Raw genomic sequence first — 22,356 nt, forward strand, 5'->3', positions numbered from 1 at the left:
TTCTTTCTTCGGGCAACGTCGCCGCAGGACCGCGACACATAACCGATCGGACCGCCGACGAGGGGGTATGAGCGACGACGCCCCCGACGAGGCGACACAGGACGGTAGCGGTCACGAGGGACCGGACCGCGAGGAGTTCCACGAGGCCCCGATCGGGCACGCGAAGGTCCGGGCCGGGATGAGTGTCGGCGAGTTGGCGACCGAGTACGGCAAGGCCGGGATCGGCGCGGCGACCGTCGACCGCGCAGTCGACATCTACGCCGAGATGCTCGCCCACGAGGACGTGACGAACTTCTTCGGCCTCGCCGGCGCGATGGTCCCCACCGGAATGCGGGCGATCGTCGCGGACCTGATCCGCGACGGCCACATCGACGCCCTCGTGACGACCGGGGCGAACCTGACCCACGACGCGATCGAGGCTGTCGGCGGGAAACACCATCACGGCCGGGCGGATCCCCACGAGGATCATCCAGCGGGCGAGGCCAGCGACATCGACTCGGCGGCGACGGTCCGTGAACACGACGAACACCTGCGCGAGGAGGGCGTCGACCGGATCTACAACGTCTATCTCCCCCAAGAGCACTTCGCGCTGTTCGAGACGCACCTCCGCGAGAACGTCTTCCCGGAAGTCGAACGTCGCGTGTCGATCCAGGAGTTCACCGCCGAACTCGGGCGGGCGAACGCAGAGCAGAACGACGCCCGCGACGTCGCGGAGGATCCGGGCATCGCCGCTGCGGCCTACGAACACGACGTCCCGATCTACTGCCCGGCGATCCAGGACTCCGTGCTCGGCATCCAGGCGTGGATCTACTCGCAGACCTCCGAGTTCGGGCTGGACGCGCTCGGCGATATGACCCACCTCTCGGATCTGGCGTTCGACGCCGAGCGGGCGGGGGCGATGGTCGTCGGCGGCGGCGTCCCGAAGAACTACGTGCTGCAGACGATGCTGACGATCCCCGACGCGTACGACTACGCGGTCCAGTTGACGATGGATCCGGACCACACCGGCGGCCTCTCCGGGGCGACGCTGGACGAGGCGCGTTCGTGGGGCAAACTCGAACGCTCCGCGCGGAACGCGACGGTCGTCGGCGACGCGACGATCACGCTCCCGCTCGTCGTCGCGGCCGCACGGGAGCGTGCTGTAGCGAAGCGCGACGGGGCAGAGTAATCGCGGCAGCGATCGAGGGCGACCCATAACCTCCATCCTCCCGCTCGCGAATCCGTGACACGGAACGGCTATACGGGCCCATCCTCTCTTTCCTATATGGACTACGCTGATTCACTCGATCGGGCGCTCGATTCGCTCCCGGAGCGGAACGAGGAGCAATCGCGCCTCGACGTGCCCGACCCCGCGGGCGAGACCGACGGGGCGTTCACCCGACTGACGAACCTCGGCGACATCGCCGAGGCGCTCGGCCGCGACGTCGAACACGTCCACCGGAACATCCAGGGCGAACTCGGGACCAGCGGCCAACTCGAGGACGACCGCGCGCGGTACAACGGCTCCTTTACTGTCTCGGACTTCGAGGCGGCGATTGACGAATATATCACCGAATACGTCCTCTGCTCGGAGTGTGGCCTGCCGGACACCCGCCTCGTCACCGAGGACGGCGTCGATATGCTCCGCTGTGAGGCCTGCGGGGCGTTCCGTCCTGTTGCCAAGCGCGCCGCACAGACGCAATCGCAATCCGGCCCGGCCGTCGAGGAGGGCCAGACCTACGAACTGGAGATCACCGGCACCGGCCGGAAGGGCGACGGCGTCGCCGAGAAGGGGAAGTTCACGATCTTCGTCACTGGTGCGCGCGAGGGCCAGACAGTCCGTGCGATCGTCGAGCGAACCAGCGGGACGCTCGCGTTCGCCCGAGTCGTATAGCACAGCAACTGCGGCGACGGGCCTCGGAACGTTCTTTGAAACCGCTTTCGTATCACTAGGTGGCCGATGACGACGGCACCGTTCCGAGCCGGGGTGGCGCTCGGCGACGACGAACCCTATGAGTGCAGAGGCCACTATTTTTGGCGGTAGAGGGTATCTCTGACGTAATCTGGTTGTGGTCACGGGAGACATAGACCCCGGTCAGGCTCCCGCATAGAAGGTAGACACGGATTTAAGAACGTTGCCGAGCAATCACACGGTATGGCCGCCGAAATTTCCGACCGTGTTCGAGAAATCGCGGAGGCCCGCGGCCTTCCGGAATCCGAAGTGTTCGAGCGGGCACTCGAACGCGGGCTCGAAGACCTGTGGGAGGACCTCGTGCTCGCACAGTACCTCGATGGGGAACTCGACCGCGAGGAAGCCATCGAGCACGTCGGTCGGACGAAAGTCGAGCGAGCGGAGCGAGAGCGTGCGGTCGTCGAGGAAGACGTCGACTGGGGTTTGAACGCGTGACGCTTGCGGCTGTCGCGGACGCAGGACCGCTCATTCACCTCGCCGAGATCGACTCGCTCGAACTGGTCGCGACGTTTGACACACTCCTCGTTCCAGAGACGGTTCACAAGGAGGTCGATGCCGGTGGTGTTCCGGACGGGCTGGCCGACCTCTCGTACGAACTCGTCGAAGCCGACGAAAGCCGAGTCGGAACTGAGGAACTGGACGCCGGAGAACGCGCCGCGATTGCGGTCGCAAAAGAGCGGGGAGTTGTTCTTCTAACCGACGACCTCGCCGCCCGAGAGACAGCATCCGACGCGGGCGTCGAAGTACGCGGTTCTATCGGCGTCATCGCGCTCGGGTATGGTCGCGGGTTGCTCGACGGACACGAAGCGGCATCCCGTATGCGAGCACTCCAGCGTGAGACGAGTCTCTTCGTGACCGAGGCGGTTGTGGAACGCGGCATCCAGATGCTGGACGGACAGTAACACGACGAGTGGGCACTATAGTCGCTCTAAACACATTCACTATGGACAGATCGTGAGTCGTGAGTGCCGAGGCCTCATATAGACGTTTTTCAGATGGTAAGAATAGTCGGCGGGTCTTTGTGAGACGGCAACGAATATCGCTTGTTGGCAGTACAGATCCATCTGCAGTGAAGCGCAGCCAACCGGAACGGAGAGACACCTACTATGGACATTACAAACATCGTTTCAGACGACTACGTCGAACTGTCCCCGGAGACTCGCGTCTCGAAGCTCGCCAGCACGTTCGAGAATCCGACCGTCAAGGGCGTCGTCGTCTACGGCGATGAATTCGAAGGAGTCGTCACAAGACGACAGCTTGCAACCTCCCACCACCAGCCGAACGAAAAGCTCGGCTCGTTGGTATGGCACGTCCCCCGACTCGCTCCCGACGAAGACGTTCGGAAGGTCGCACAGCTGATGATCGACAGCGACTCCCATCTGCTCCCCGTCTTCGAGGGACGAGAGCTGATCGGCGTCGTCACAGTCGATGGGATCCTCGAGGCGGTCAAGCCGTTCCTCGATGCAGCGACTGTCGCCGAAGCTGCCAGTAGCGACCTCATTTCGATCGATCCGGATTCGACGCTCGGAGAAGCACTTCACGTCTTCCGTGAACAGCGGATCACCCACCTTCCTGTCGTCGAGAATGATTCCGCAGTCGGCATCGTGAGTCTCTACGACCTGACGGATTTCACCGTCCGAGCCACGGAACAGAGTCAATCCGGCGACGCAGCGGGTGTCGACTCGTTCGGCGGGGATATCTCCGCCAGTGCTGGTCGTGCCCGAGGTGGTGGGTACGGTGCCCGCGAGGGGGAGCTCGCACGACTGTTGGACCTCCCTGTGCGGGACGTTATGGTTTCGCCGGTGCGGACGATCACCCCGGCGGCAACGCTCGACGAGGCCGCCGATGAGATGCTCGAGATCGATGCGTCGTCACTGGTCGTCACCGAAGACGGAACTCCCGACGGAATCGTCACGAAGACCGACGTTCTCGACGCGCTCACCTGGGAGGCGGGCGGGAACCGGGGTGTCCAGGTCTACGGCATCGACCTGGTAGACGATATGAGCTACGATGAGATCGTCGCGATGGTCGATAAATTCGACGACAGGGATCACGGTATGAGCGTCCTCGACGCCAAGATTCACCTCCACAAGCACGATGAGAAACGCCGGGGGACGCCGCTTTTGCTCGCCCGGATTCGTCTCCATACCGACCGGGGGCTGTACATCGCTTCCGGGGAGGGTTACGGCGCGAATCACGCGATCAACGAGGCACGGGACGTCCTGGAACGCCAGATTCGGGACAAGAAGACGCACGGCCGGAGCAAAAAACCCCGAAGCGAGGAGTTCTGGGAGAAACGCTTCGGCTGGCTACTCGAGAGCGAAGGTTGATACCCTCTCCGCTCTGGTGAGTGCGGTTCCCGTTGGGATATTGTGGGTGTTGGACCGCTCTCTGATACTGATTACTCTCACTGTTTACCGCCGAACGTCACCCCCGTTGACAGCGCTCGGCGAGAAACGACGAGAGTAATCAGTATGACAGTATCAGTCGACGACGATGGACCCTTTCATCCCGAGCGACAGATGTGGCTCACAGTGATAAAGCGCGATTCCGGAGTCGTCGAACGTGCGTGAGTATTCGATGTCGTCCCCCTCGACTGCCTCCCCGGAACTGAACTCGTAGTCGGATTCGCCGAGCTGATCGTCAGGTTCGGCTTCGACGTTGTGTTGGCCTCCTTCCCCGGTCCACTCCCACAGAACTTCGGTTCCGGTCGAGACGGCCACTGCGGATGGGCCGTACGCGAACCCGTCGCCATTGCCCTCTGCGCCGACATCTATCGTCACATCGCTCTCGTCGCGGAGATCCACGATTTCCCCCTCGTACGTATCGTCCGCATCGCCGATATCCGTCTCAGTCATCCACTCGTCGACGGCCGGATACTCACTTCCCGGAATCGCACCAGCACCGTCGCCGTTGCCGTCGCCACCACAGCCGGCCAGCCCAGTCAGCCCAACGGCCGAAAGCACACCGAGGGATCTGAGTACGGTTCGTCTGTCTGGTTCGGTGAAGGAAAGACGTGGCGTGTCCACTATGAACTGCGGGGCCGGACATATACGCTTGCTCTAATTTCTTGTATCGCGGGAATCAGCGAGCAACGACCGAACTGGACAACTGATCCTGGATCTCCCCGTTGTGTTCGACTGCCGTTGATCGAATCGCTATAACGTCCTACACAGCCTGTGTCCTGGTATCGGTGATCACGAATATCGGGGCATCGTCACCAACTCCCGGAGCGGTAGATAGAACATCAGATGCTCCTGTCCGAGATCTCCCGGTGTCGGCCTGTACGAGCCGCCGGTATGGACTGCTCGGGCGACGAGATAGTTGTAGCCGAACGTAAGTCCGAAATGATCCTCGATGAGTTGAACGGGTTCCGCAGACGACAGTTCGTCGTAGATCGCCTGGCCGTGGGTCCGCGCAGTGTCGCATCCCGGTTCGGGGAAAAATTCCCGAGCGAAGAATGCATAACGACCCTCCCAATCGGAGAACCGTGGCAACACCTCGTCGAGAGAGACAGCAATGCCATCTCCGAGCGACTCGTCGGCAATTCGGTCAGCAAACGGCTCGATCGAGCGCCATTCGGGCGATGGAGCGGTCGCCGAGCGTTCGTGATAAAACTCGATACAGCAGTCTGGATAGCCGTGTAACCGACCCTGATACCGTTCAATTGTTGCGACGAGTCGTGCAGAATCCCATCGATGTTTTCTCGAATCACGTCTTCCGGCGTGGTGGATTCTTCACTCCCGAAGAAATAGACGCGCGCCCCGTAGTGGAGACGGTCTCCGCTTTGCAGCCATTCCGGGACGACGAAACACCGTCCGGGGAACTGACGCTTCAGAAAGTCGATTTCCGGGATTCGTCGTAATTCCCGGCGGAACCGAGTCGACGCGGTCCAGAGATCCGCTTCCGTGAGAGAATCAATATCGATCTCAATTTGCCTGTACCTCTGCAACGATTCTCGGAGGTCCTGTGGTCGTTCCGCGAAACCCGGGGTGGAGCGTTCTTCGGAATCGGCGTCGAACGCCTCGAACGCTCGTAACTGCCCGGTGAAATATGTGTCGTCGAGCTGAATACTCGTCCCCCGCCGCTGCCCCGCGAGCACCGGGGAACTGTCCAGGGCGACAAACGCTGGCAGTGTGCCGACGACGTGTTGATGATCCATTATGTTGGATACGGGATTCCCGTCCGGCGTGTCCGTGTTCGACGTCGATCTCTCACACTGTCGATGGCTACTGACTGTGATGAGCTATCGTCAGGAGAGATTCCCTGTCCTTCGGACCTACCGGGAGTCACATCATTTCCCCCGCTCAGTAGTGTCGATACCGACAGCCTCGTTGATCGGACACTTCTGGGTTGTGCCAGTCACGAGGAGGATCACGCCAACCACGAGCGCGACGCCGCCGATGACGGCCCCGGCACCCCAGTAGCCCAACAGGGCGGCAATACCGGCTATCCCCGCTATGATACCGATGACGATACGCCCAGTTCGATCTATTCCGCCGACATTCTTGTTCATCTGTTTTCGGGTAGTAGGTTGTCGAGCGGCACTATTGTTATTGGGAGTTATTCTCAGTCGCTTGGAATCACTGTCTCGTCCGAACAAATTAGTCGGCTGTGAGGTCTGCGGTTTCTTCGACGTTCGGATGCGGGCCCCTTCGTCGGCCAGTACTGGGAACTGACTCGTGAGTCGAGACCGTCTCGTTTCGATGTCTGGAGGATATCGTGACGACGGAGGCCACGGAGTCGATTCGTTTCCGTCGGTGGTCACGGGGCGTAGGTTCCTTCCAGTTGCGCCTCGGCAATGACCTTCCCATCCATCGCTGATTCGAGTTGGTCCTTTGTCGCATTCGCGTCGAGATCGAGTCGCTGATCCAGCGCGAAGAGGCGGAATCGATACGTGTGTTCGCGATCCGGCGGATTCGGCCCGCCGTACCCGCGTTCTCCGAAGTCGTTGCGTCCCTCAACAGCTTCAGACGCGTCCCAGTCTTCGGGGATCGTCGAGGTGCTCGGATCGATATTCCAGACCAGCCAGTGATCCCAGATCTTGCCAGCCGGCTCGACAGCATCCGGGTCGTCCATCACCAACGCCAACGACTCGGTTTCCTCGGGTACGCCCTCTATTTCGAGGGTTGGATTCACGTTTTCGGCTGTGTAGCCATACCGCTCCGGAATCGGCTCACCGTTTGCAAACGCCGGACTCGTTACCTGAAGCGCGGTCATCTCTACTACAACGGCAACTCCAATACAAATGAAAGATGGTGAAATTATCACAGCTTAGGAACTGTAGTCAGGTCTAACTGATCAACGCGAGTGGGAACGGCCGGACTATGAGTGACTCCGACGACGTGGATACGGCCGTCCAGCGGGTACGTGACGCCTTCGACGAGGCAGTGAGTGAGGCCGAAGAACTGAGCGACCAGGCACGCGAGAGCGTCGAGGACGCGATCGACGACCTCGAGCAACGGCTCGAGTCCCTCCAGGACGAGGAGTGACCGGTACTCTGCCGGGAGAGAGTATTGTACCGGCTCGACCGTCGCGAACCATAGTAGCGTTTGCAAGTCTTCACTCACACGATCGCACGCGGTCGTGCGATCGGATGTGCAATCAGTTGCAAACGCTACTATAGCCGTCCGTACAGACACAGTTGAGAGACCCAGAACGGGTGATCACAATCTCGAATAATCGGCAGCCGGAGCCCTCGTCGTGGCCGCAGCGATTCTGGCGTTCTACGACCGTCCGACGAGTCCCCTGTACTTGCTGTCGCACTCGGTTTCCTCCTGGTCTCTCTCCTTCGGCGTCGGATGGGACATTGCCCCTCGTCGACAAAACACGTCTGGGGGGTGAGGCGACACTTTGGTGGTCGCGGAGGGTTGTCGGGGAGGAAATCCACTCCTTCGACGCGGACCCGACACCAGATACTTGGTTTGTGATAACGAGCCCCACAGATATGGGGACTGATGCAACCGCCGGATTCGGCTACCTTTCGCCGGACACCATCGGCCTGTTCACCGATCGATACGAACTGACGATGCTCCGGGGATACCGAGACACCGGACACACTCCCCGGGCAACGTTCTCACTGTTTTACCGGTCTTTACCCGAAAACCGCGGGTACGTCATCGCCGCCGGTCTCGAACAAGCTATCGCCTACCTCCAGGACCTCACGTTCGATGACCGTCAGCTCACCTACCTTCGAGAGGAGGGGTTTCCGGAGGACTTCCTCGAGTACCTGGCGGATTTCAGATTTACCGGCGATGTTCGTGCTGTCCCCGAAGGAACCGCCGTCTTCCCGAACGAACCTTTCCTCGAGGTAACAGCACCGATCGACCAAGCGCAACTGTTCGAGACGCTGTTTCTCAATCAGATCGGGTTTCAGAGCCTGATCGCCACGAAAGCCGCCCGTATGCGCGACGTCGTCCGCCGGGAGGGTAACGACCAGCAGCTCGTCGATTTCGGCAGCCGACGAGCCCACGGGACGGATGCCGGTGTCAAGGCTGCCCGTGCCGCCTACGTGGGGGGCGTCGACGGCACCTCGAACGAAGCCGCCGGGGCACTGTTCGGCATCCCGGTCTACGGAACGATGGCGCACTCGTGGATCCAGAGCTTCCCGAGCGAACGAGCCGCCTTCGAGGCATTTACCGAGGTCTACGGCGAGGAGACAGTACTGCTGATCGACACGTACGATACGGTCGCCGGGGCGAAAACCGCACGTGACCTCTGCCAGGAACTGGATATCGACGTGCGCGGCGTTCGCCTCGATTCCGGCGATCTCGCCGCACTCTCACAGGAGGTTCGCGGGATCCTGCCGGATGACATAGATGTTTTCGTCTCCTCAGGTGTCGACGAGTATTTCCTGCAGGAGTTTTTCGACGATGCCGGTGTCGCTGACGGGTTCGGACCGGGAACGTCGCTGACGACGAGCAAAGACGCCCCGACGCTGAATCCCGTGTACAAACTCGTCGCCGTCGAGGAGAACGGCACGATGCAGCCGAGTATGAAGCTCTCGAAAGGGAAAGTGACCTATCCCGGAGCAAAGCGTGTCCGCCGGTTCGGCGACGACACGTTCCAGCGCGATGTTCTGGCGCGCACCGACGAGGACATCGGCGGGCGAGAACTCCTCGTCGAGGTCGTGACCGATGGCGAGGTCGTGTACGACTTCCCGGCCCTCGATAAGATCCGCGAGGAGGCGATGTCGACTCTGGAACGACTGCCCCCTGAGGTTCGGGCCGTCGAGAATCCTGCTGAATATCCCGTGGACGTGAGTGACGGGCTCACGACGACTGCGGAGCGGGTTCAATCGGAGTTACGGCGGGAAATGGGGTTGTAGCAGAGATGCATAGCGTCTGTGACATTTCGGCGTCGCAGCGCGCACCGGCGAGGAAGGAGGCAAGTATGACACATTCGCACAATATGTCGGTAATCACGAGAGATCGGTTATCCGATCCGACCGGAACCTGTTTGCGCTCGGTTCGGGCGACCCGAACAGCGAACGGTGAAGATTGCCGAAGCCGGCCCCGAATACGTCTGGGAACGGAGAATCTCAGTGAATAATGGCACAAGACAAATCCGATGACCACACCCCGTGGTCGCAGTCGATTGCTGACGTCTTGGCGTGGGCGGACGTCTCTCGTGACGAAGGGTTATCGGACGATCAAGTAACGCGGAGACTGGAGCAGTTCGGCCCAAATGAGCTACGCGAGGCGGAAAAACGACACTGGGCGGACGTGCTGGCGGATCAGTTCAAGAGCTTCATCATCCTGTTACTCGCAGTCGCGGGACTGGCGGCGTTCGCGATGGGAGACGTCGTCGAGGCGGTCGCGATCTTCGCCGTCCTCGCCATCAACGGTGCCATCGGCTTCGTCACCGAGATGCGGGCTATCAGCTCGATAGAGAGCCTTCAGGAGATCACGGAGATCGAAACGCGGGTCCGTCGAACCGGTACGGAAACAACGATCCCGGCAGGCGATCTCGTCCCGGGCGACATCGTGATTCTCGAAGCCGGCGACCTCGTTCCGGCCGACCTCCGGATCATCGACCCGTCTAAGCTCCAGGTCGACGAGTCGGCGCTCACTGGCGAATCGGTTCCCGTGGGGAAGACGAGTGACCCGCTCGAGGAGGACGTTCCGCTCGCCGAGCGGGAGAATATGCTCTACAAGGGGACGTACGTGACGCGAGGGTCCGTGGAAGCGGTCGTCGTCTCTACCGGCCCGGACACGGAACTGGGACACATCTCGGCCTCGCTTCGGGAGGCGGCCGAAGAAGAGACGCCCTTGCAGGAGAAACTCGACGAGCTGGGACAGAAACTCGTTCCCTTCCTGCTTGTGGTTGCGACGATCGTCCTCGTGTCCGGGTGGCTCCGTGGGCAGGACCTGTTCCTGATGGTCGAAACCGCCATCGCGCTCGCGATTGCGACCGTCCCGGAGGGACTCCCCATCGTGGCCACGCTGGTATTGGCACGGGGGATGTGGCGAATGGCGGACCGTAACGCGCTCGTCACCAATCTGGCGTCCGTCGAAACGCTCGGCTCTACCACCGTCATCTGCACCGATAAGACGGGAACGCTGACGGAAAATCGGATGACTGTCGCCGAATACGAGCTGGCGAACGGTACCGTCGCGGTCACCGGAACTGGGCTCGAGACCGACGGGACGTTCCAGCAGGACGATCAGGAACTGGACGAACCGCAGGATCCAGTCGTGCAAGACGCGCTCGAAGTGGGAGTGCTGTGTACCAACGCGTCCGTAACCGAGCACGAAAGCGACATCGAAACGTCTGGGGATCCGATGGAGGTTGCGCTCCTCATCGCGGGGATCAAGGGCGGGATCGAACGGGACGCACTCCTCGACTCGATGCCGGAAGCCCGCGAAGTCTCCTTCGATCCGTCGGTCAAGATGATGGCGACCTACCACGAACTGAACGGAGCATACACCGTTGCTGTGAAAGGGGCCCCGGAAGCCGTCATCGACTCGGCCACGCAAGTGAAGACTGACGGTGATACCGAGGCGTTGACCGACAGCGAGCGAGCGAAGTGGCTCGAAAAAAGCGACCGGATGGCTGAAGAGGGGTTACGGGTTCTCGCTCTCGCCCGGAAGGAGGTTGACAGCACGGATGCCCCCCCGTACGAGGACCTGTCGCTACTCGGTTTGGTCGGATTCATCGATCCGCCGCGCGAGGAGGTCAAGCCGACCATCCAGCAGTGTCAGGACGCCGGGATGCGGGTCGTTATGGTGACCGGTGACCACGCGGGGACCGCGAAGAATATCGCCCACAGTGTCGGGCTGGTCGACAGCGCCGATGTGGAGGTGATCGAAGGCCGCGAACTCGACGACCCGGAGACCCTTTCTCAGGCGGAAACCGACCGGTTCGTGAACGCGTCCGTGTTTGCGCGGGTGAACCCCGAGAACAAGCTCGATCTGATCGACCTTCACCGGACGGCCGGCTCCATCGTCGCGATGACCGGTGACGGAGTCAACGACGCACCAGCGCTGAAGAAAGCCGATATCGGCGTCGCGATGGGACAGCGAGGGACGCAGGTCGCCCAGGAAGCGGCGGATATGATCCTCAGGGACGACAATTTCGGGAGCATCTACCACGCTGTCAGGGAAGGACGGACCATATTCAACAATATCCGCAAGTTCGTGCTGTATCTTATGTCGTGCAATCTTAGCGAGCTTTTGGCCATTTTGATCGCGGCGTTGCTCGGGTTTCCGCTCCCCTTGCTCCCGTTGCAGATTCTCTTCCTCAACGTCGTGACCGATATCTTCCCGGCGTTTGCACTCGGAGCCTGTGAAGGAAGCAGGGACATTATGGATCGCCCACCCCGGGACCCCGAGGAACCGATTATGACCCGAACGCACTGGGGCGAGTTGGGGGTATACGGACTGCTCATTTCAGTCTCGACGATCGGCGCATTCGTCATCGCTGGTGGGATGTACGCCGGCGGTCTGGAGACCGAAGAGGTCGTCACGATCTCTTTCCTGACGCTTGCGTTCGCGCAACTCTGGCACGTGTTCAATATGCGGGAGATCACGTCAGGGATTCTCCGAAACGAGGTGACGGAGAATCTGTACGTCTGGGGGGCACTCGGCCTCTCGACGCTGATCCTTTTCGGTGCCGTCTACCTCCCCGGCATCTCGTTGGCGCTACGGACAACGCCTATCGGGCTCGATGGATGGCTGGTCGTGTTCGGAATGAGTCTGGTCCCGCTCGGGATCGGACAGCTCGAACGGGAGTACCGGCGGCGGTTCGAGACGCCAACGTTCCCGCCGATACTCGAAAAATTGACATCCTCACTGCCCTGATACTGATCACTCCCGTCTCTGACCGCCGAGATCCGCCAACGAGAGTGGCGCTCGATGGTGACGTCGGATCCCAGCTACCGGGTCCTGCCGACCAACCAATCCTCGCGTATCCGCCCAGTCCACCATTTTAGTACGTCGGCCGAGAGATGCGAGTATGAACGCATCACGACCGACAGCCGCGGCCAGTCGATTCCACCGATGGTAAACGTCGCACTCTCGGTGGGACAGCTCGCCATCGCGCTGTTTCTGGTCGTCCTGAACGGCTTCTTCGTCGCCGCCGAGTTCGCCTTCGTCCGGATCCGCGGGACGTCGGTCGATCAACTCGCTGAAAATGGACGGACCGGCGCCGGCTCACTCCAGACGGTGATGGGCAACCTCGACAACTACCTGGCGGTGACCCAACTCGGGATCACCCTCGCTTCGCTGGGACTGGGGTGGGTCGGCGAACCCGCCGTCGCGTCGCTTTTGGAACCCGTCCTGGAACCCCTGCTCCCGGCGAGTCTGATCCACCTGGTCGCTTTCGCGGTCGGGTTCAGCATCATCACGTTTCTCCACGTCGTCTTCGGCGAACTGGCGCCGAAGACGCTCGCGATCGCCAGGACGCAGACGCTGTCTCTCGCGCTCGCCCCGCCGATGATCTTCTTCTATTACCTCTTTTACCCCGGTATTATCGTGTTCAACGGCACAGCCAACGCCTTCACCAGCCTGCTCGGCGTGCCGGCGGCCACCGAGGCCGACGAGACGCTCGGCGAGGGCGAGATCCGGCGGGTGCTGGCGCAGTCCGGCGAGGAGGGCGAAATCGACACGACGGAGGTAGCGATGATCGAACGCGTGTTCGACCTCGATGACACCGTCGTCCGGGAGGTGATGGTCCCGCGTCCCGACGTGGTGAGCGTGTCGACCGACGCCACGCTTTCGGACCTCCGGGAGACCGTCTTCGAGGCGGGCCACACGCGCTATCCAGTCCTCGACGCCGACGACAGCGACCAGGTGGTCGGCTTCGTGGACGTCAAAGACGTCCTGCGAGCAAGCGAAGATGGCGACGCCGCCACCGCTTCGGACATCGCTCGCGACATCGTCGTCGTCCCGGAGACGACGACGATCAGCGATCTCCTGATCCAGTTCCGGGAGGACCGACAACAGATGGCCGCCGTCATCGACGAGTGGGGCTCCTTCGAGGGGATCGCGACCGTCGAGGACGTCGTCGAGGCCGTGGTCGGCGACCTTCGCGACGACTTCGACGTCGACAAACGGGAACACTCGATCCACAAGCGTGACGACGGCGAGTACGACGTCGACGGCGGCGTCCCCATCGTCACGGTCAACGACACTCTCGACACCGACTTCGAGAGCGACGAAGTCGGGACGATCGGCGGACTGGTGCTCAGCCGGCTCGACCGCGCGCCGACTGTCGGCGACAGCGTCGAAATCGCAGGGTGCGTGCTGGAAGTCACGGGCATCGACGGCACCCGGATCTCGACGGTGCGGATCCGCGAGGGCGACGAACCGGACGTCGGCGAGGAGTGAACCGGCCGCAGTGGCCCGTGAGGCTGTACAGAATTTGAACGGAGTTTGAACAACCGATTTGTATACTGCCGTCGGTACTCCGGGTATGACGGACGACTCACACGACCGCCACGGCAGGAGCAGCCGTCGGACCATCCTCGCCGCAAGTGGCACGCTGGCGACGAGTTTACTCGGGGGGTGCCTGAGCGGCGGTGGGTCGGCCGATGGGGACACCGAAACCGGCGCGACCGACGGAGCGGCGACGACCGACGGGATGGCGACAGAGACAGCCACGCCCGCATCGGACGAGTGGCTCTTCACGGAACTGTCGGCCGTGCGAGGCGGGGAGACGTTCACCGTCGATAGCCTCACGGCCCCGGTGGTGATCCAGTCGTTCGCAGTCTGGTGTCCGAAATGCAAGCGGCTCTCGAACCAACTCGCCCAACTGGACGGGACCTACACCCTGCTCGGACTCAACACGGATCCCAACGAGGACGCCGCCAAAGTCCGGCAGCACGCGGAGGAGAACGACTTCAGCTGGCGATTTGCGGTCGCGCCGACGGAGATGACGGAGTCTCTGGTCGACCGGTTCGGCTCGACGGTGGTGAACGCCCCGAGCACGCCGGTGATTGTCGTCTGCGAGTCGGGAACTGCGACGTTCCTGTCGGGCTCCGACAGCACGCGCCCGACTATCCGTGAGACCGCCGAGGAGTGCTGAGATGTCGCTCCTCGGCGAGGCTGTGACCTCGTTCACGCTGGGGCTTGCGACGCCGCTGTCGGCGGTCTGTGTCATCCCCCTGTATCCGGGGTTCCTGGCGTTTCTCTCGAACCAGGGCGAGGACGGACGATCGGTCGCCGCGCTTGCGGCGCTGGTCGCGCTGGGGGTGGTCGCTTTTATGGGCGTCGTCGGGATCCTTTTCACCACGCTCCTGCAGACGTCACTGACCGCCGTCGTCGAGGTCGTCTCTCCCGTCGCGTTCGGCCTGCTGGCGCTTTTTGGTGTGGTGCTGATCGCCGACCTCCACCCGCAGTCACGCCTGCCGACGCTGGAACCCCCGAGCACGCGGTATCCGTCGCTCTCGGCCTTCGTCTACGGTGCGTTCTTCGGGGCGATCGTGTTGCCGTGTAATCCCGGCTTCATCTCGGTGTTTTTCGCCCGCGCGTTCCTGTTTTCGGATCCGGTGGCGAGCATCACGAACTTCGGCGCCTTCGGGCTCGGGATGGGAACGCCGCTTTTGCTCTTCGGTGTCGTCTCCGAACCCTTCCGGAACCGGGTCCTGACCGCACTCACGACACACAGGCGGGCGGTCAACGTCGGGACCGGGGTCGTGCTCCTCGCGATATCGCTGTACTACCTCCTCTTCGTCTTCGAGGTCGTCGGTTCGTTCGGATGACGTCCGGGACTTCCGCAGGCGCGCGCATACTGATTGTTGTAACTTTTTCCCGGTGCCCGTCACCCCCTGGTACCGGCGAACACCGGTAAGAGACGACAACAATCAGTATCAGGGCACGTACCAGATCCCGCGTTCGGTGTCGAGCAGGGAGCCGACGACGACGTGCGGGAGCGCGACGATACTGATGAAGATGCTCCAGAAGGCTACGGCTCCAGGGAGGAGGTCGCTGCCGGCAAGCGGGTTCGGCACCGCCCAGTAGACCGTCGCGAGGACGAGAAACGTGGCGAGTGCGCCGGCGACGAGCACGCCCCACGCACGGAGGGCGACCGCCGACGCCCCGCCACCGCCGATGATGTCCCACTCCTCGTCGCCGACCGGCTCCGAGTCGACGGTGACCGTCCGGGCGACCTGCCGCGCGGAGTACCAGAAGGGGAAGTACAGCCCGACTGCGATCAGAACTGGGACCGCCGCGAAGTACGCCGCGAGCAGGAGGCTCTCCCCGGCGTCGACCAGCCACGAGCGGCCGCCACCGCGGACGTACCCCAGGCCGACGTGCGTCGCGAGCGCGAGCCCGTAGCCCGCCGCGATCAGGGGCCGGGTCGTCCCGAAGTGTGCGGCGTAGGGCCCGAACGCGCTCGGATCGACGAGGCCGACCATCAGCGCGCTGAACGTCGCGAACGTGTCGGGGTGGAAGACAATCGGCACGAGCATCACCGCACCGCCCCTGACGCCCGCTGCAAGCCAGCGCTGGGGTCGCGTCCGGAGATGCTCGGTTCCCGACGTGGCGTCGAGTACCTTCACCCCGCCGAGACCGCCCTTCGCCATCGCGACGGTCACTGCGAGCGCGAGTCCCAGCACGGGCGCGACGAGCAGCAGGCCGACGAAGCCGGCGATTGCCCCCAGGTAGATCGCGACGTAGCGCCAGCGGAACGACGGGCGCCGACGACGGAGGTTCTCGAAGTGCTCGTACCCACCGTGCGGGAGGTTCAACGCGACCATCCCGACGAGGTAGAGCACCATCTGCGCCCGGAGCGGGACACTCGCTCCCGCCGCCCCTGCGGCGGCGAACCCGACGGCGAGGACGAGCAGTGCCGCCCGCGAGAGCGGCAGCGACGGGTGGGCGTCACTGTCCAGCCAGAACCGACGGACGGAACCGATCCTTAGCGCGTTCATCATCGGGCGGTCGGGACCGATCACATATAAAAAACCAGCCAAACTCCAGCGGACTGAAAACGGCGGGCGCGCGGATAAGCGTCCGGTCCGAACGGGCGCGTATGTCGGCTCGGCTTTCCGGAGATGCAACGGTCTCTATCGTCGGCGGCGGCTTCGGCGGGCTCGCGACGGCCGCCTACCTCGCCGACGCGGGCGCCGACGTCCGCCTGCTCGAACAGCACGACCGCCTCGGCGGTCACGCCGGCGTCCTCGAACGCGAGGGGTTCCGGTTCGACACCGGCCCCTCGTGGTATCTGATGCCGGACGTCTTCGAGCGCTTTTTCGCCCACTTCGGTCGCTCGCCGGAGGATTTCTACGACCTCGAACGGCTGGATCCGCAGTATCGGGTGTTCTGGAAAGACGGCGACAGCGCGACGATCCGGCCAGAGCGGGCGAACGTCCACGACCTCTTCAGATCGTACGAGACGGGCGCGGGCGATGCGCTCGCGACGTATCTCGACCGCGCCGAACGGAACTACGAACTGGCGATGGATCGCGTGCTGTATGCGGGCAGAGAGCGGTTCCGCGAGTTTCTCGACCCCGAGTTGTTGCCGCTCCTCCCGCGATACCGGCTGTTCGGAAATATGGATCGCTACGTCTCCCGCTACGTCGAACACCCAAAACTCCGCCAGTTGCTGGAGTACACGCTCGTGTTCCTCGGCGGCTCCCCGCACAACACGCCCGCGCTTTACAGCGTGATGAGCCACGTCGATCTGAATCTGAACGTCTTCTACCCGGAGGGCGGGATCGCCGGTGTCGTCGACGCTCTCGCCGACCTCGCACGCCAGCGGGGGGCCGAGATCACCACGGGCGTGACTGTCGAACGGATCGAGGGCGCCGCCGGCGACTTCCGGCTCCGGACCGATTCCGGGACGCTCGAATCGGATCTCGTCGTCAGCAACGCCAACCCCGCGTACACCGAGCAGGAACTGCTTCCCCCATCGTCGCGCGATCACGACGCCGACTACTGGGAGTCGCAGACGTACGCGCCCTCGGCATTGATGCTCTATCTGGGCGTCGAGGGCGACGTCGACCCGCTCGAACACCACACCCTCGTCTTCCCGACCGACTGGGACAAGCATTTCAGAGCCATCTTCGACGATCCCGCGTGGCCCGACGACCCCGCGTACTACCTCTCCGTGCCGTCGAAGACCGACGAGTCGGTCGCGCCCGACGGCCACCACGCGGTCGTCGTACTCGTCCCGATCGCGCCGGGGTTGGACGACACGCCCGACGTCCGTTCGTCATTCCGCGATCAGATCCTGGCGGATCTGGCGATCCAGACCGGCGTCGACCTCCGCGACCGGATCGTCGTCGAGGAGCGCGCCTGCGTGCGCGAGTTTCGTGAGCGATACGGCAACCCGGAGGGGACCGCGCTGGGGCTCGCACACACGCTGCTGCAGACCGGGCCGTTCCGCCCCGGCCACCGGGCCGGCCTCGACGGGCTCTACTACACCGGTTCGTACACCGCTCCCGGGATCGGGATGCCGATGTGTCTCATCAGCGGGGAACACGTCGCGACGGCGGTTCAGGCAGACTATCCCGGTCTGCTCGATTGAGAGAGAAGTGTCGGGTAACGCCTGCGGGCGCGGTTGCTGCCGGGTCCTCACCAGACCTGGAAGAGGATCGTGAACGTCGCGTAGGCGCCGGCCGTCGAGAGGATCGGAACGACGTTCTGCATCACGATCACCCGCCCGGTCGTGGCGGGATCGAACAGGTCGGCCGCCGTCGGGATATCCTCGGGCTCCTCCTCGCCGATCGCCGGCGCCTCCTCGCCGGGTTCTTCGGCCTTGAGGGCGCCGACAGAGACGTTCGGCGAGCTTTCGCCGCGCGCCACGTCCGGGATGGTGGACGTCCGGGTCGCCCGGCCCCAGCCGAGCCCGACGATGGACGTCGTTGCGATGATGACGAAGGAGGCGGGGATGCCGATCGCCGAGAGCCCGGTCACGATGATCGAGGAGACGACGGCCACGACGATAGCGGCCGTCAGCGGCAGGTCCGTGATGTCGTTGCCCAGCGTGTCGAGCGTCCGGCGTGCGATGGTGAACGCTCCGACCGCGACAGCCAGACAGCCGAGGACGATCAGGAGGTTGATATCGACGCCGACGCCGACGAGCGGCGCGATGGCGTTGGCAATGTTCGAGGTGCCCGAGGAGAAGGCCATCAGACAGCCGATCGAGACGACGACGGCCGCGCCGGCCAGTTCGCGTCGCGTGGTGTTCGGGCCGGTGATCGGTCGGGGAACCGAACCGGATCGGTCGATCTCGATCAGCGGGCCGGGCGTGTTCTCGATCGCGACCCAGGCGTTGATTCGGGTGTAGAAGTACCGGCCGATCATCCCGGAGACCCAGAAGCCGACGATCGGGGCGACGATCCACCAGATCGCGATCTCGCCCATCACCTGCCAGTTCAGTTCCCCGGCGGCCACACCGAGGCCGGCGATGGCGCCGACGGCCGTCATCGACGTCGACGCCGGGACGCCGAAGTAGTTGCCCACGAACAGCGCGCCGCCGATGAAAAAGAGCACGACGATGCTGGTCTGGATCGTGAACACGGCGGGGTCGGTGACCAGTTCGGTGCCCAGCGTATCGACGACCCGGCGGCCGATCGTCCACGCGCCGACGAAGAAGAACACCGCCATCAGCGCTGCTGCACCCGTTTTTGAGATCGCATCCGCTCCGACAGCCGGCCCGAACGCAGGGCCTGTCGTCGCCCCGCCGATGTTGAATCCGACAAAAAGCGACACGGCGATCCCAACGAGAAGAAGCACTTCGACCATATCCTGAAAATTGGGCGCAGTCTCTTAAGCGATTGGACCTCCGGACGTCCCGTGTCGCTCCCGCGGCCGAACAAACGGCTATTCGTACCTGGAGCCGAAACCACTCTCTGTGAACTCGCAAAGCGAACCTGCCAAATTGACAGGGAGGGAGCAATGACGCCGGCACGCGTCAACTTCATCGTCGATCTCGCCTACGGCGTGACGATCTTCGTCGCGATCGGACTGATCCTCCTCGTCGGGACGAGCGTCGGCGTCGCGTTCGGCCTCGGCGTCTTGGTCTCCTACGTCATCCACATCGGCTGGAAGATGTCGCGGTTCGATCCCGACTGGATGACCCGCGAGGTGGCCGAACGGATCGAGGAGACTGTCGGCGAAGAAGTCGAGAAGACTGTCGGCGATACGGTAAGCAAGGAAGTCGAAAAGACTGTCGGCGATACGGTAAGCAAGGAAGTCGAAAAGACTGTCGGCGAAACCGTCACCAAAGAAGTCGAGAAGACGGTCGGCGAAACCGTCAGCAAGGAGGTCGACGAGGTCGCCGAGACGGTCTCCGATGAAGTGTCTGACAAAGTCGAAGAAAAGGTCGAGGAAACAGTGGAAGAAACAGTCGAGGAGACGGTTGAAGAGACGGTGAGTGAGGAACTCGACGAGGCTCTGGAGGACGCCGCCGACGGAACGGACGAGAGTAACGCGGCCGACGACAACGAGGTAGAAACGGGATCGTAACCCACCGTCTCCGGTAGCCAGCCGACGAATCAGCCTCGATCGAATGATTACCTTTGGACATACTCAGAGATATTATAGTACCATAACTCATATTAGGGGCGATAGAGTCCCCACAGACACGAATGACCGCCGACCGTATTCGGACGACTCATATCGGAAGCCTCCCGCGATCGCCGGACCTGCTCGAACTGCTGAAGCGGCGTCAGGCCGGCGAGGACGTCGACGAGGAGGAGTGGCACGACCGCGTCTGCGAGGCAACCGCATCCGTCATCGAGCGACAGGCCGATATCGGCCTCGACATAGTGAACAACGGCGAACAGCCCCGTGTGTCGTTCAACTGGTACGTCGCGAACCGCCTCACCGGGATCGGCGATACCCGCGATGCGCCGCTGTGGGACGACCTCGCGGACTACCCCGAGTACGCCGAGGAGGCCTTCGAGGCGGAGGGAATCGATCTCACGAAACAACCGTCCGTCACCGGCCCCGTCGAGTACGCGGGCGAGGAGGCCGCCCGCGAGGAGATCGACACCTTCGTCGAACTGCTCGACGCCGCCGACGCCGACTTCGAGGGGACGTTCCTGACGGCCGCCTCGCCCGGCATCGCCGCCGCAACGCTCGTCAACGACTACTACGACTCCCACGAGGAGTTCCTCTCCGTCGTCGGCGACGCGCTCAAGCGGGAGTACGAACTGATCGCCGAGACCGGCGCGACGCTCCAACTGGACGCCCCCGACCTCTTGACGACCGGTCACCGCGGCTTCGGGGACAGGCCGATCGAGAAACTGAAGCCCATCGTCCGGATGCACGTCGAGGCGCTCAACGAGGCGACGGCCGACATCCCCGACGAACAGATTCGCGTCCACACCTGCTGGGGGAGTTACGAGGGACCGCACCACCGCGACAAGCCGCTCGAAGAGATCCTGCCGATCCTCTACGATCTCGACATCGGCGGCCTCTCGATCGAGGAGGCGAATCCCCGACACCAACACGAGTACCGCGTCTTCCGCGAACACCCGCTTCCGGACGGCTGGACCCTGATCCCCGGCGTCGTCGACGTCAAAACGAATATCGTCGAACACCCCGAAGTCGTCGCAGACCGCCTCGAGCGCGTCGCCGGGGCCATCGACGACCCGACGCGGATCGTGGCCGCCCCCGACTGCGGGTTCGACACGCAGGCCGGCCTCGCGATGGTCCACCCCGAGATCGCGTGGGCGAAACTCGAAACGCTCGTCGAGGGCGCCGAGGTCGCGACCAAACGGCTGTTCGGCTAGGCTCGCACCCTCTCGGACTGTTGGGAGATGCTCACACTCTCTCCGACTGTTGGGAAAAGCGCACACTATCTCCGACGAGGACGGATCTGAACCAGGGCCCGCGACCGCCCGCCAGACCACAGCCGCCGTTTCATACTGATTACTCTCGTCTCTTACCGCCGAACGCCGCCAACGGGAGTTGCGCTCGGCGGTAAAAAGTGAGTAATCAGTATCACTCCGTTGCTGTGGGAAGCGGCTCCACGCGGAACACGTAGTCCTCGTAGACGCCGTCGAGGTTCGTCGGGCTCTCGGCGGCCGTATGCCGCTGACAGAGCGCCGCCGTCGCCTCGACGGCCCCGTGTCCGGTTTCCTCCTGGTATCGTTCGAGCACCAGAAACGTCGCTGGCTCCGAACAGTCGCGGCGGCGGCACTCCGGCGGCCAGTCCTCGTCTGACTCGTCGGTGCGGAGAATCGGTGGTTCCTCCTCGTCTGCACGCTCGCGGGCCTCCCTGATGTCCCGTTGCATCTGTCGCCGCTTCTCGTCGGCGGCCTGCTTCTCGCGTCCTTCCTTGGTGTCTGCCATACTCTCTAGTTCCACGGCGGGAAGCATAATCCTGTGGCCAATTCTCATAATGGCTGCTGTAACTTTCACCGATGCTCGTCGTCCCCGGTACCGGCGAGCACCGGGGAGAGACGACAAGAGTCATTACCAGTCCACGGCGGGCAGTTTTTAGTGCCGCATCTGGCTGAACCCGGTATGGGCAGTTCGACCCGGGTACTATACGTCGACGCCGCTGCTGATCCCGACGCGGCCGTCGCGGCGTCACTGGCGAACGCGATCAGTTCACCGTGACGACGGCGACGCCCGACGAGGCCCTCGATCGGCTCTCAGCCGGCGACTCCGGGGCCGACTGCATCGTCAGCGACCACCGTCCACCGGACCACGACGGATTGGCGACCCTGAAAGACGTCCGGTCGGTCCGTCCGTACCTCCCTTTCGTCCTGTATACCGCAGACGGATCCGAGGCGGTGGCCAGCGAGGCGATCGCGGCGGGCGTGACCGAGTACGTCCCCCGGGACGCTGCCGCCGCCGTCGACACCCTCGCTGCGCGGATCGAGGCGGCCATCGACCGAGGACGGGAACGCTACGACGGCCTCCGGGAGCGCGATATGACGATCGAACTCCTGCGGGACCTCTACGACGTGACCACCGACACCGAACTGACCTTCGACGAGAATG

General features: G+C 63.1%; 21 protein-coding genes and 1 pseudogene. 15 read left to right on the forward strand and 7 right to left on the reverse strand.

The annotated features are described in order from the left end of the window. The first annotated feature begins 67 nt into the window (after positions 1-67). The 5 genes from RJT37_RS18285 (at position 68) to RJT37_RS18305 (ending at position 4,281) form a co-directional block, all read left to right on the forward strand. A complete protein-coding gene (locus RJT37_RS18285; RefSeq protein ID WP_313686737.1) occupies positions 68-1,168 on the forward strand; it encodes a deoxyhypusine synthase in 1,101 nt (366 codons plus the stop codon). A gap of 96 nt (positions 1,169-1,264) precedes the next feature. Next, complete coding sequence (locus RJT37_RS18290) at positions 1,265-1,873, forward strand: translation initiation factor IF-2 subunit beta (RefSeq protein ID WP_313686739.1); 609 nt, start codon at positions 1,265-1,267, stop codon at positions 1,871-1,873. A 261-nt stretch (positions 1,874-2,134) separates the two neighbouring features. After that, positions 2,135-2,386, forward strand: a complete 252-nt coding sequence (locus tag RJT37_RS18295) for a hypothetical protein (RefSeq protein ID WP_313686741.1) — start codon at positions 2,135-2,137, stop codon at positions 2,384-2,386. Continuing rightward, positions 2,383-2,853 (forward strand): PIN domain-containing protein, encoded by a 471-nt coding sequence (locus RJT37_RS18300; RefSeq protein ID WP_313686743.1) that lies wholly within the window; start codon positions 2,383-2,385, stop codon positions 2,851-2,853. Before RJT37_RS18295 ends, RJT37_RS18300 begins: the two co-directional genes overlap by 4 nt. Positions 2,854-3,057: 204 nt before the next feature. Then, positions 3,058-4,281: a CBS domain-containing protein gene (locus RJT37_RS18305; RefSeq protein ID WP_313686745.1), complete on the forward strand. Its 1,224-nt coding sequence runs from the start codon at positions 3,058-3,060 to the stop codon at positions 4,279-4,281. 153 nt (positions 4,282-4,434) lie between these two features. Here RJT37_RS18305 and RJT37_RS18310 read toward each other — a convergent pair whose 3' ends face one another. The 4 genes from RJT37_RS18310 to RJT37_RS18325 form a co-directional block, all read right to left on the reverse strand. Beyond that, positions 4,435-4,917: a halocyanin domain-containing protein gene (locus tag RJT37_RS18310; RefSeq protein WP_313686747.1), complete on the reverse strand. Its 483-nt coding sequence runs from the start codon at positions 4,915-4,917 to the stop codon at positions 4,435-4,437. A 231-nt stretch (positions 4,918-5,148) separates the two neighbouring features. After that, positions 5,149-5,448 carry a hypothetical protein gene (locus tag RJT37_RS18315; protein WP_313686749.1) on the reverse strand — a complete coding sequence of 100 codons (300 nt, stop codon included), beginning with the start codon at positions 5,446-5,448 and terminating at the stop codon, positions 5,149-5,151. A gap of 797 nt (positions 5,449-6,245) precedes the next feature. Then, entirely contained in the window at positions 6,246-6,467 is a 222-nt protein-coding gene (locus tag RJT37_RS18320; protein ID WP_313686750.1) for a YgaP family membrane protein, read from the reverse strand. Between the two features lie 248 nt (positions 6,468-6,715). Beyond that, positions 6,716-7,171, reverse strand: coding sequence for a YbhB/YbcL family Raf kinase inhibitor-like protein (locus RJT37_RS18325; protein WP_313686751.1), 456 nt, complete (start codon positions 7,169-7,171; stop codon positions 6,716-6,718). A gap of 107 nt (positions 7,172-7,278) precedes the next feature. Here RJT37_RS18325 and RJT37_RS18330 point away from each other — a divergent pair, with 107 nt between their 5' ends. The 6 genes from RJT37_RS18330 (at position 7,279) to RJT37_RS18355 (ending at position 15,152) form a co-directional block, all read left to right on the forward strand. Further along, entirely contained in the window at positions 7,279-7,443 is a 165-nt protein-coding gene (locus RJT37_RS18330; protein ID WP_313686753.1) for a hypothetical protein, read from the forward strand. A 455-nt stretch (positions 7,444-7,898) separates the two neighbouring features. Then, the gene (locus RJT37_RS18335; RefSeq protein ID WP_313686755.1) at positions 7,899-9,278 is read left to right on the forward strand and encodes a nicotinate phosphoribosyltransferase; all 1,380 of its coding nucleotides are present in this window, start codon (positions 7,899-7,901) and stop codon (positions 9,276-9,278) included. 223 nt (positions 9,279-9,501) lie between these two features. Further along, complete coding sequence (locus tag RJT37_RS18340; RefSeq protein ID WP_313686757.1) at positions 9,502-12,252, forward strand: cation-translocating P-type ATPase; 2,751 nt, start codon at positions 9,502-9,504, stop codon at positions 12,250-12,252. Positions 12,253-12,450: 198 nt separating this feature from the next. After that, positions 12,451-13,779 (forward strand): hemolysin family protein, encoded by a 1,329-nt coding sequence (locus RJT37_RS18345; protein WP_313686759.1) that lies wholly within the window; start codon positions 12,451-12,453, stop codon positions 13,777-13,779. An 85-nt stretch (positions 13,780-13,864) separates the two neighbouring features. After that, the gene (locus tag RJT37_RS18350) at positions 13,865-14,476 is read left to right on the forward strand and encodes a TlpA family protein disulfide reductase (RefSeq protein ID WP_313686760.1); all 612 of its coding nucleotides are present in this window, start codon (positions 13,865-13,867) and stop codon (positions 14,474-14,476) included. Between the two features lies 1 nt (position 14,477). Continuing rightward, entirely contained in the window at positions 14,478-15,152 is a 675-nt protein-coding gene (locus RJT37_RS18355) for a cytochrome c biogenesis CcdA family protein (protein ID WP_313686762.1), read from the forward strand. Positions 15,153-15,260: 108 nt separating this feature from the next. Here the strand turns inward: RJT37_RS18355 and RJT37_RS18360 are convergent, their stop codons facing one another. Continuing rightward, positions 15,261-16,325: a Brp/Blh family beta-carotene 15,15'-dioxygenase gene (locus tag RJT37_RS18360; RefSeq protein ID WP_345785399.1), complete on the reverse strand. Its 1,065-nt coding sequence runs from the start codon at positions 16,323-16,325 to the stop codon at positions 15,261-15,263. Positions 16,326-16,426: 101 nt separating this feature from the next. Here RJT37_RS18360 and RJT37_RS18365 point away from each other — a divergent pair, with 101 nt between their 5' ends. Next, positions 16,427-17,923, forward strand: coding sequence for a phytoene desaturase family protein (locus RJT37_RS18365; protein WP_313686765.1), 1,497 nt, complete (start codon positions 16,427-16,429; stop codon positions 17,921-17,923). A gap of 47 nt (positions 17,924-17,970) precedes the next feature. On the opposite strand, the gene RJT37_RS18370 is transcribed toward RJT37_RS18365, so the two are convergent. Then, on the reverse strand, positions 17,971-19,143 hold the full coding sequence (locus tag RJT37_RS18370) for an inorganic phosphate transporter (RefSeq protein ID WP_313686767.1): 1,173 nt from the start codon (positions 19,141-19,143) through the stop codon (positions 17,971-17,973). 153 nt (positions 19,144-19,296) lie between these two features. Between RJT37_RS18370 and RJT37_RS18375 the strand changes: the two genes are divergently transcribed. Together RJT37_RS18375 and RJT37_RS18380 are read left to right on the forward strand one after the other, a co-directional pair. After that, complete coding sequence (locus RJT37_RS18375) at positions 19,297-19,866, forward strand: DUF485 domain-containing protein (protein ID WP_313686769.1); 570 nt, start codon at positions 19,297-19,299, stop codon at positions 19,864-19,866. Between the two features lie 122 nt (positions 19,867-19,988). Next, on the forward strand, positions 19,989-21,137 hold the full coding sequence (locus RJT37_RS18380) for a cobalamin-independent methionine synthase II family protein (RefSeq protein WP_313686771.1): 1,149 nt from the start codon (positions 19,989-19,991) through the stop codon (positions 21,135-21,137). Positions 21,138-21,348: 211 nt separating this feature from the next. Here RJT37_RS18380 and RJT37_RS18385 read toward each other — a convergent pair whose 3' ends face one another. After that, complete coding sequence (locus tag RJT37_RS18385; protein ID WP_313686773.1) at positions 21,349-21,699, reverse strand: hypothetical protein; 351 nt, start codon at positions 21,697-21,699, stop codon at positions 21,349-21,351. A 266-nt stretch (positions 21,700-21,965) separates the two neighbouring features. Between RJT37_RS18385 and RJT37_RS20730 the strand changes: the two are divergent. After that, positions 21,966-22,139: pseudogene (locus RJT37_RS20730) on the forward strand (hypothetical protein); the annotation flags it as partial. Positions 22,140-22,356: the final 217 nt, after the last annotated feature.

The sequence above is a fragment of the Halobellus marinus genome (genome assembly GCF_032113415.1).
Taxonomy (GTDB): domain Archaea; phylum Halobacteriota; class Halobacteria; order Halobacteriales; family Haloferacaceae; genus Haloquadratum; species Haloquadratum marinus.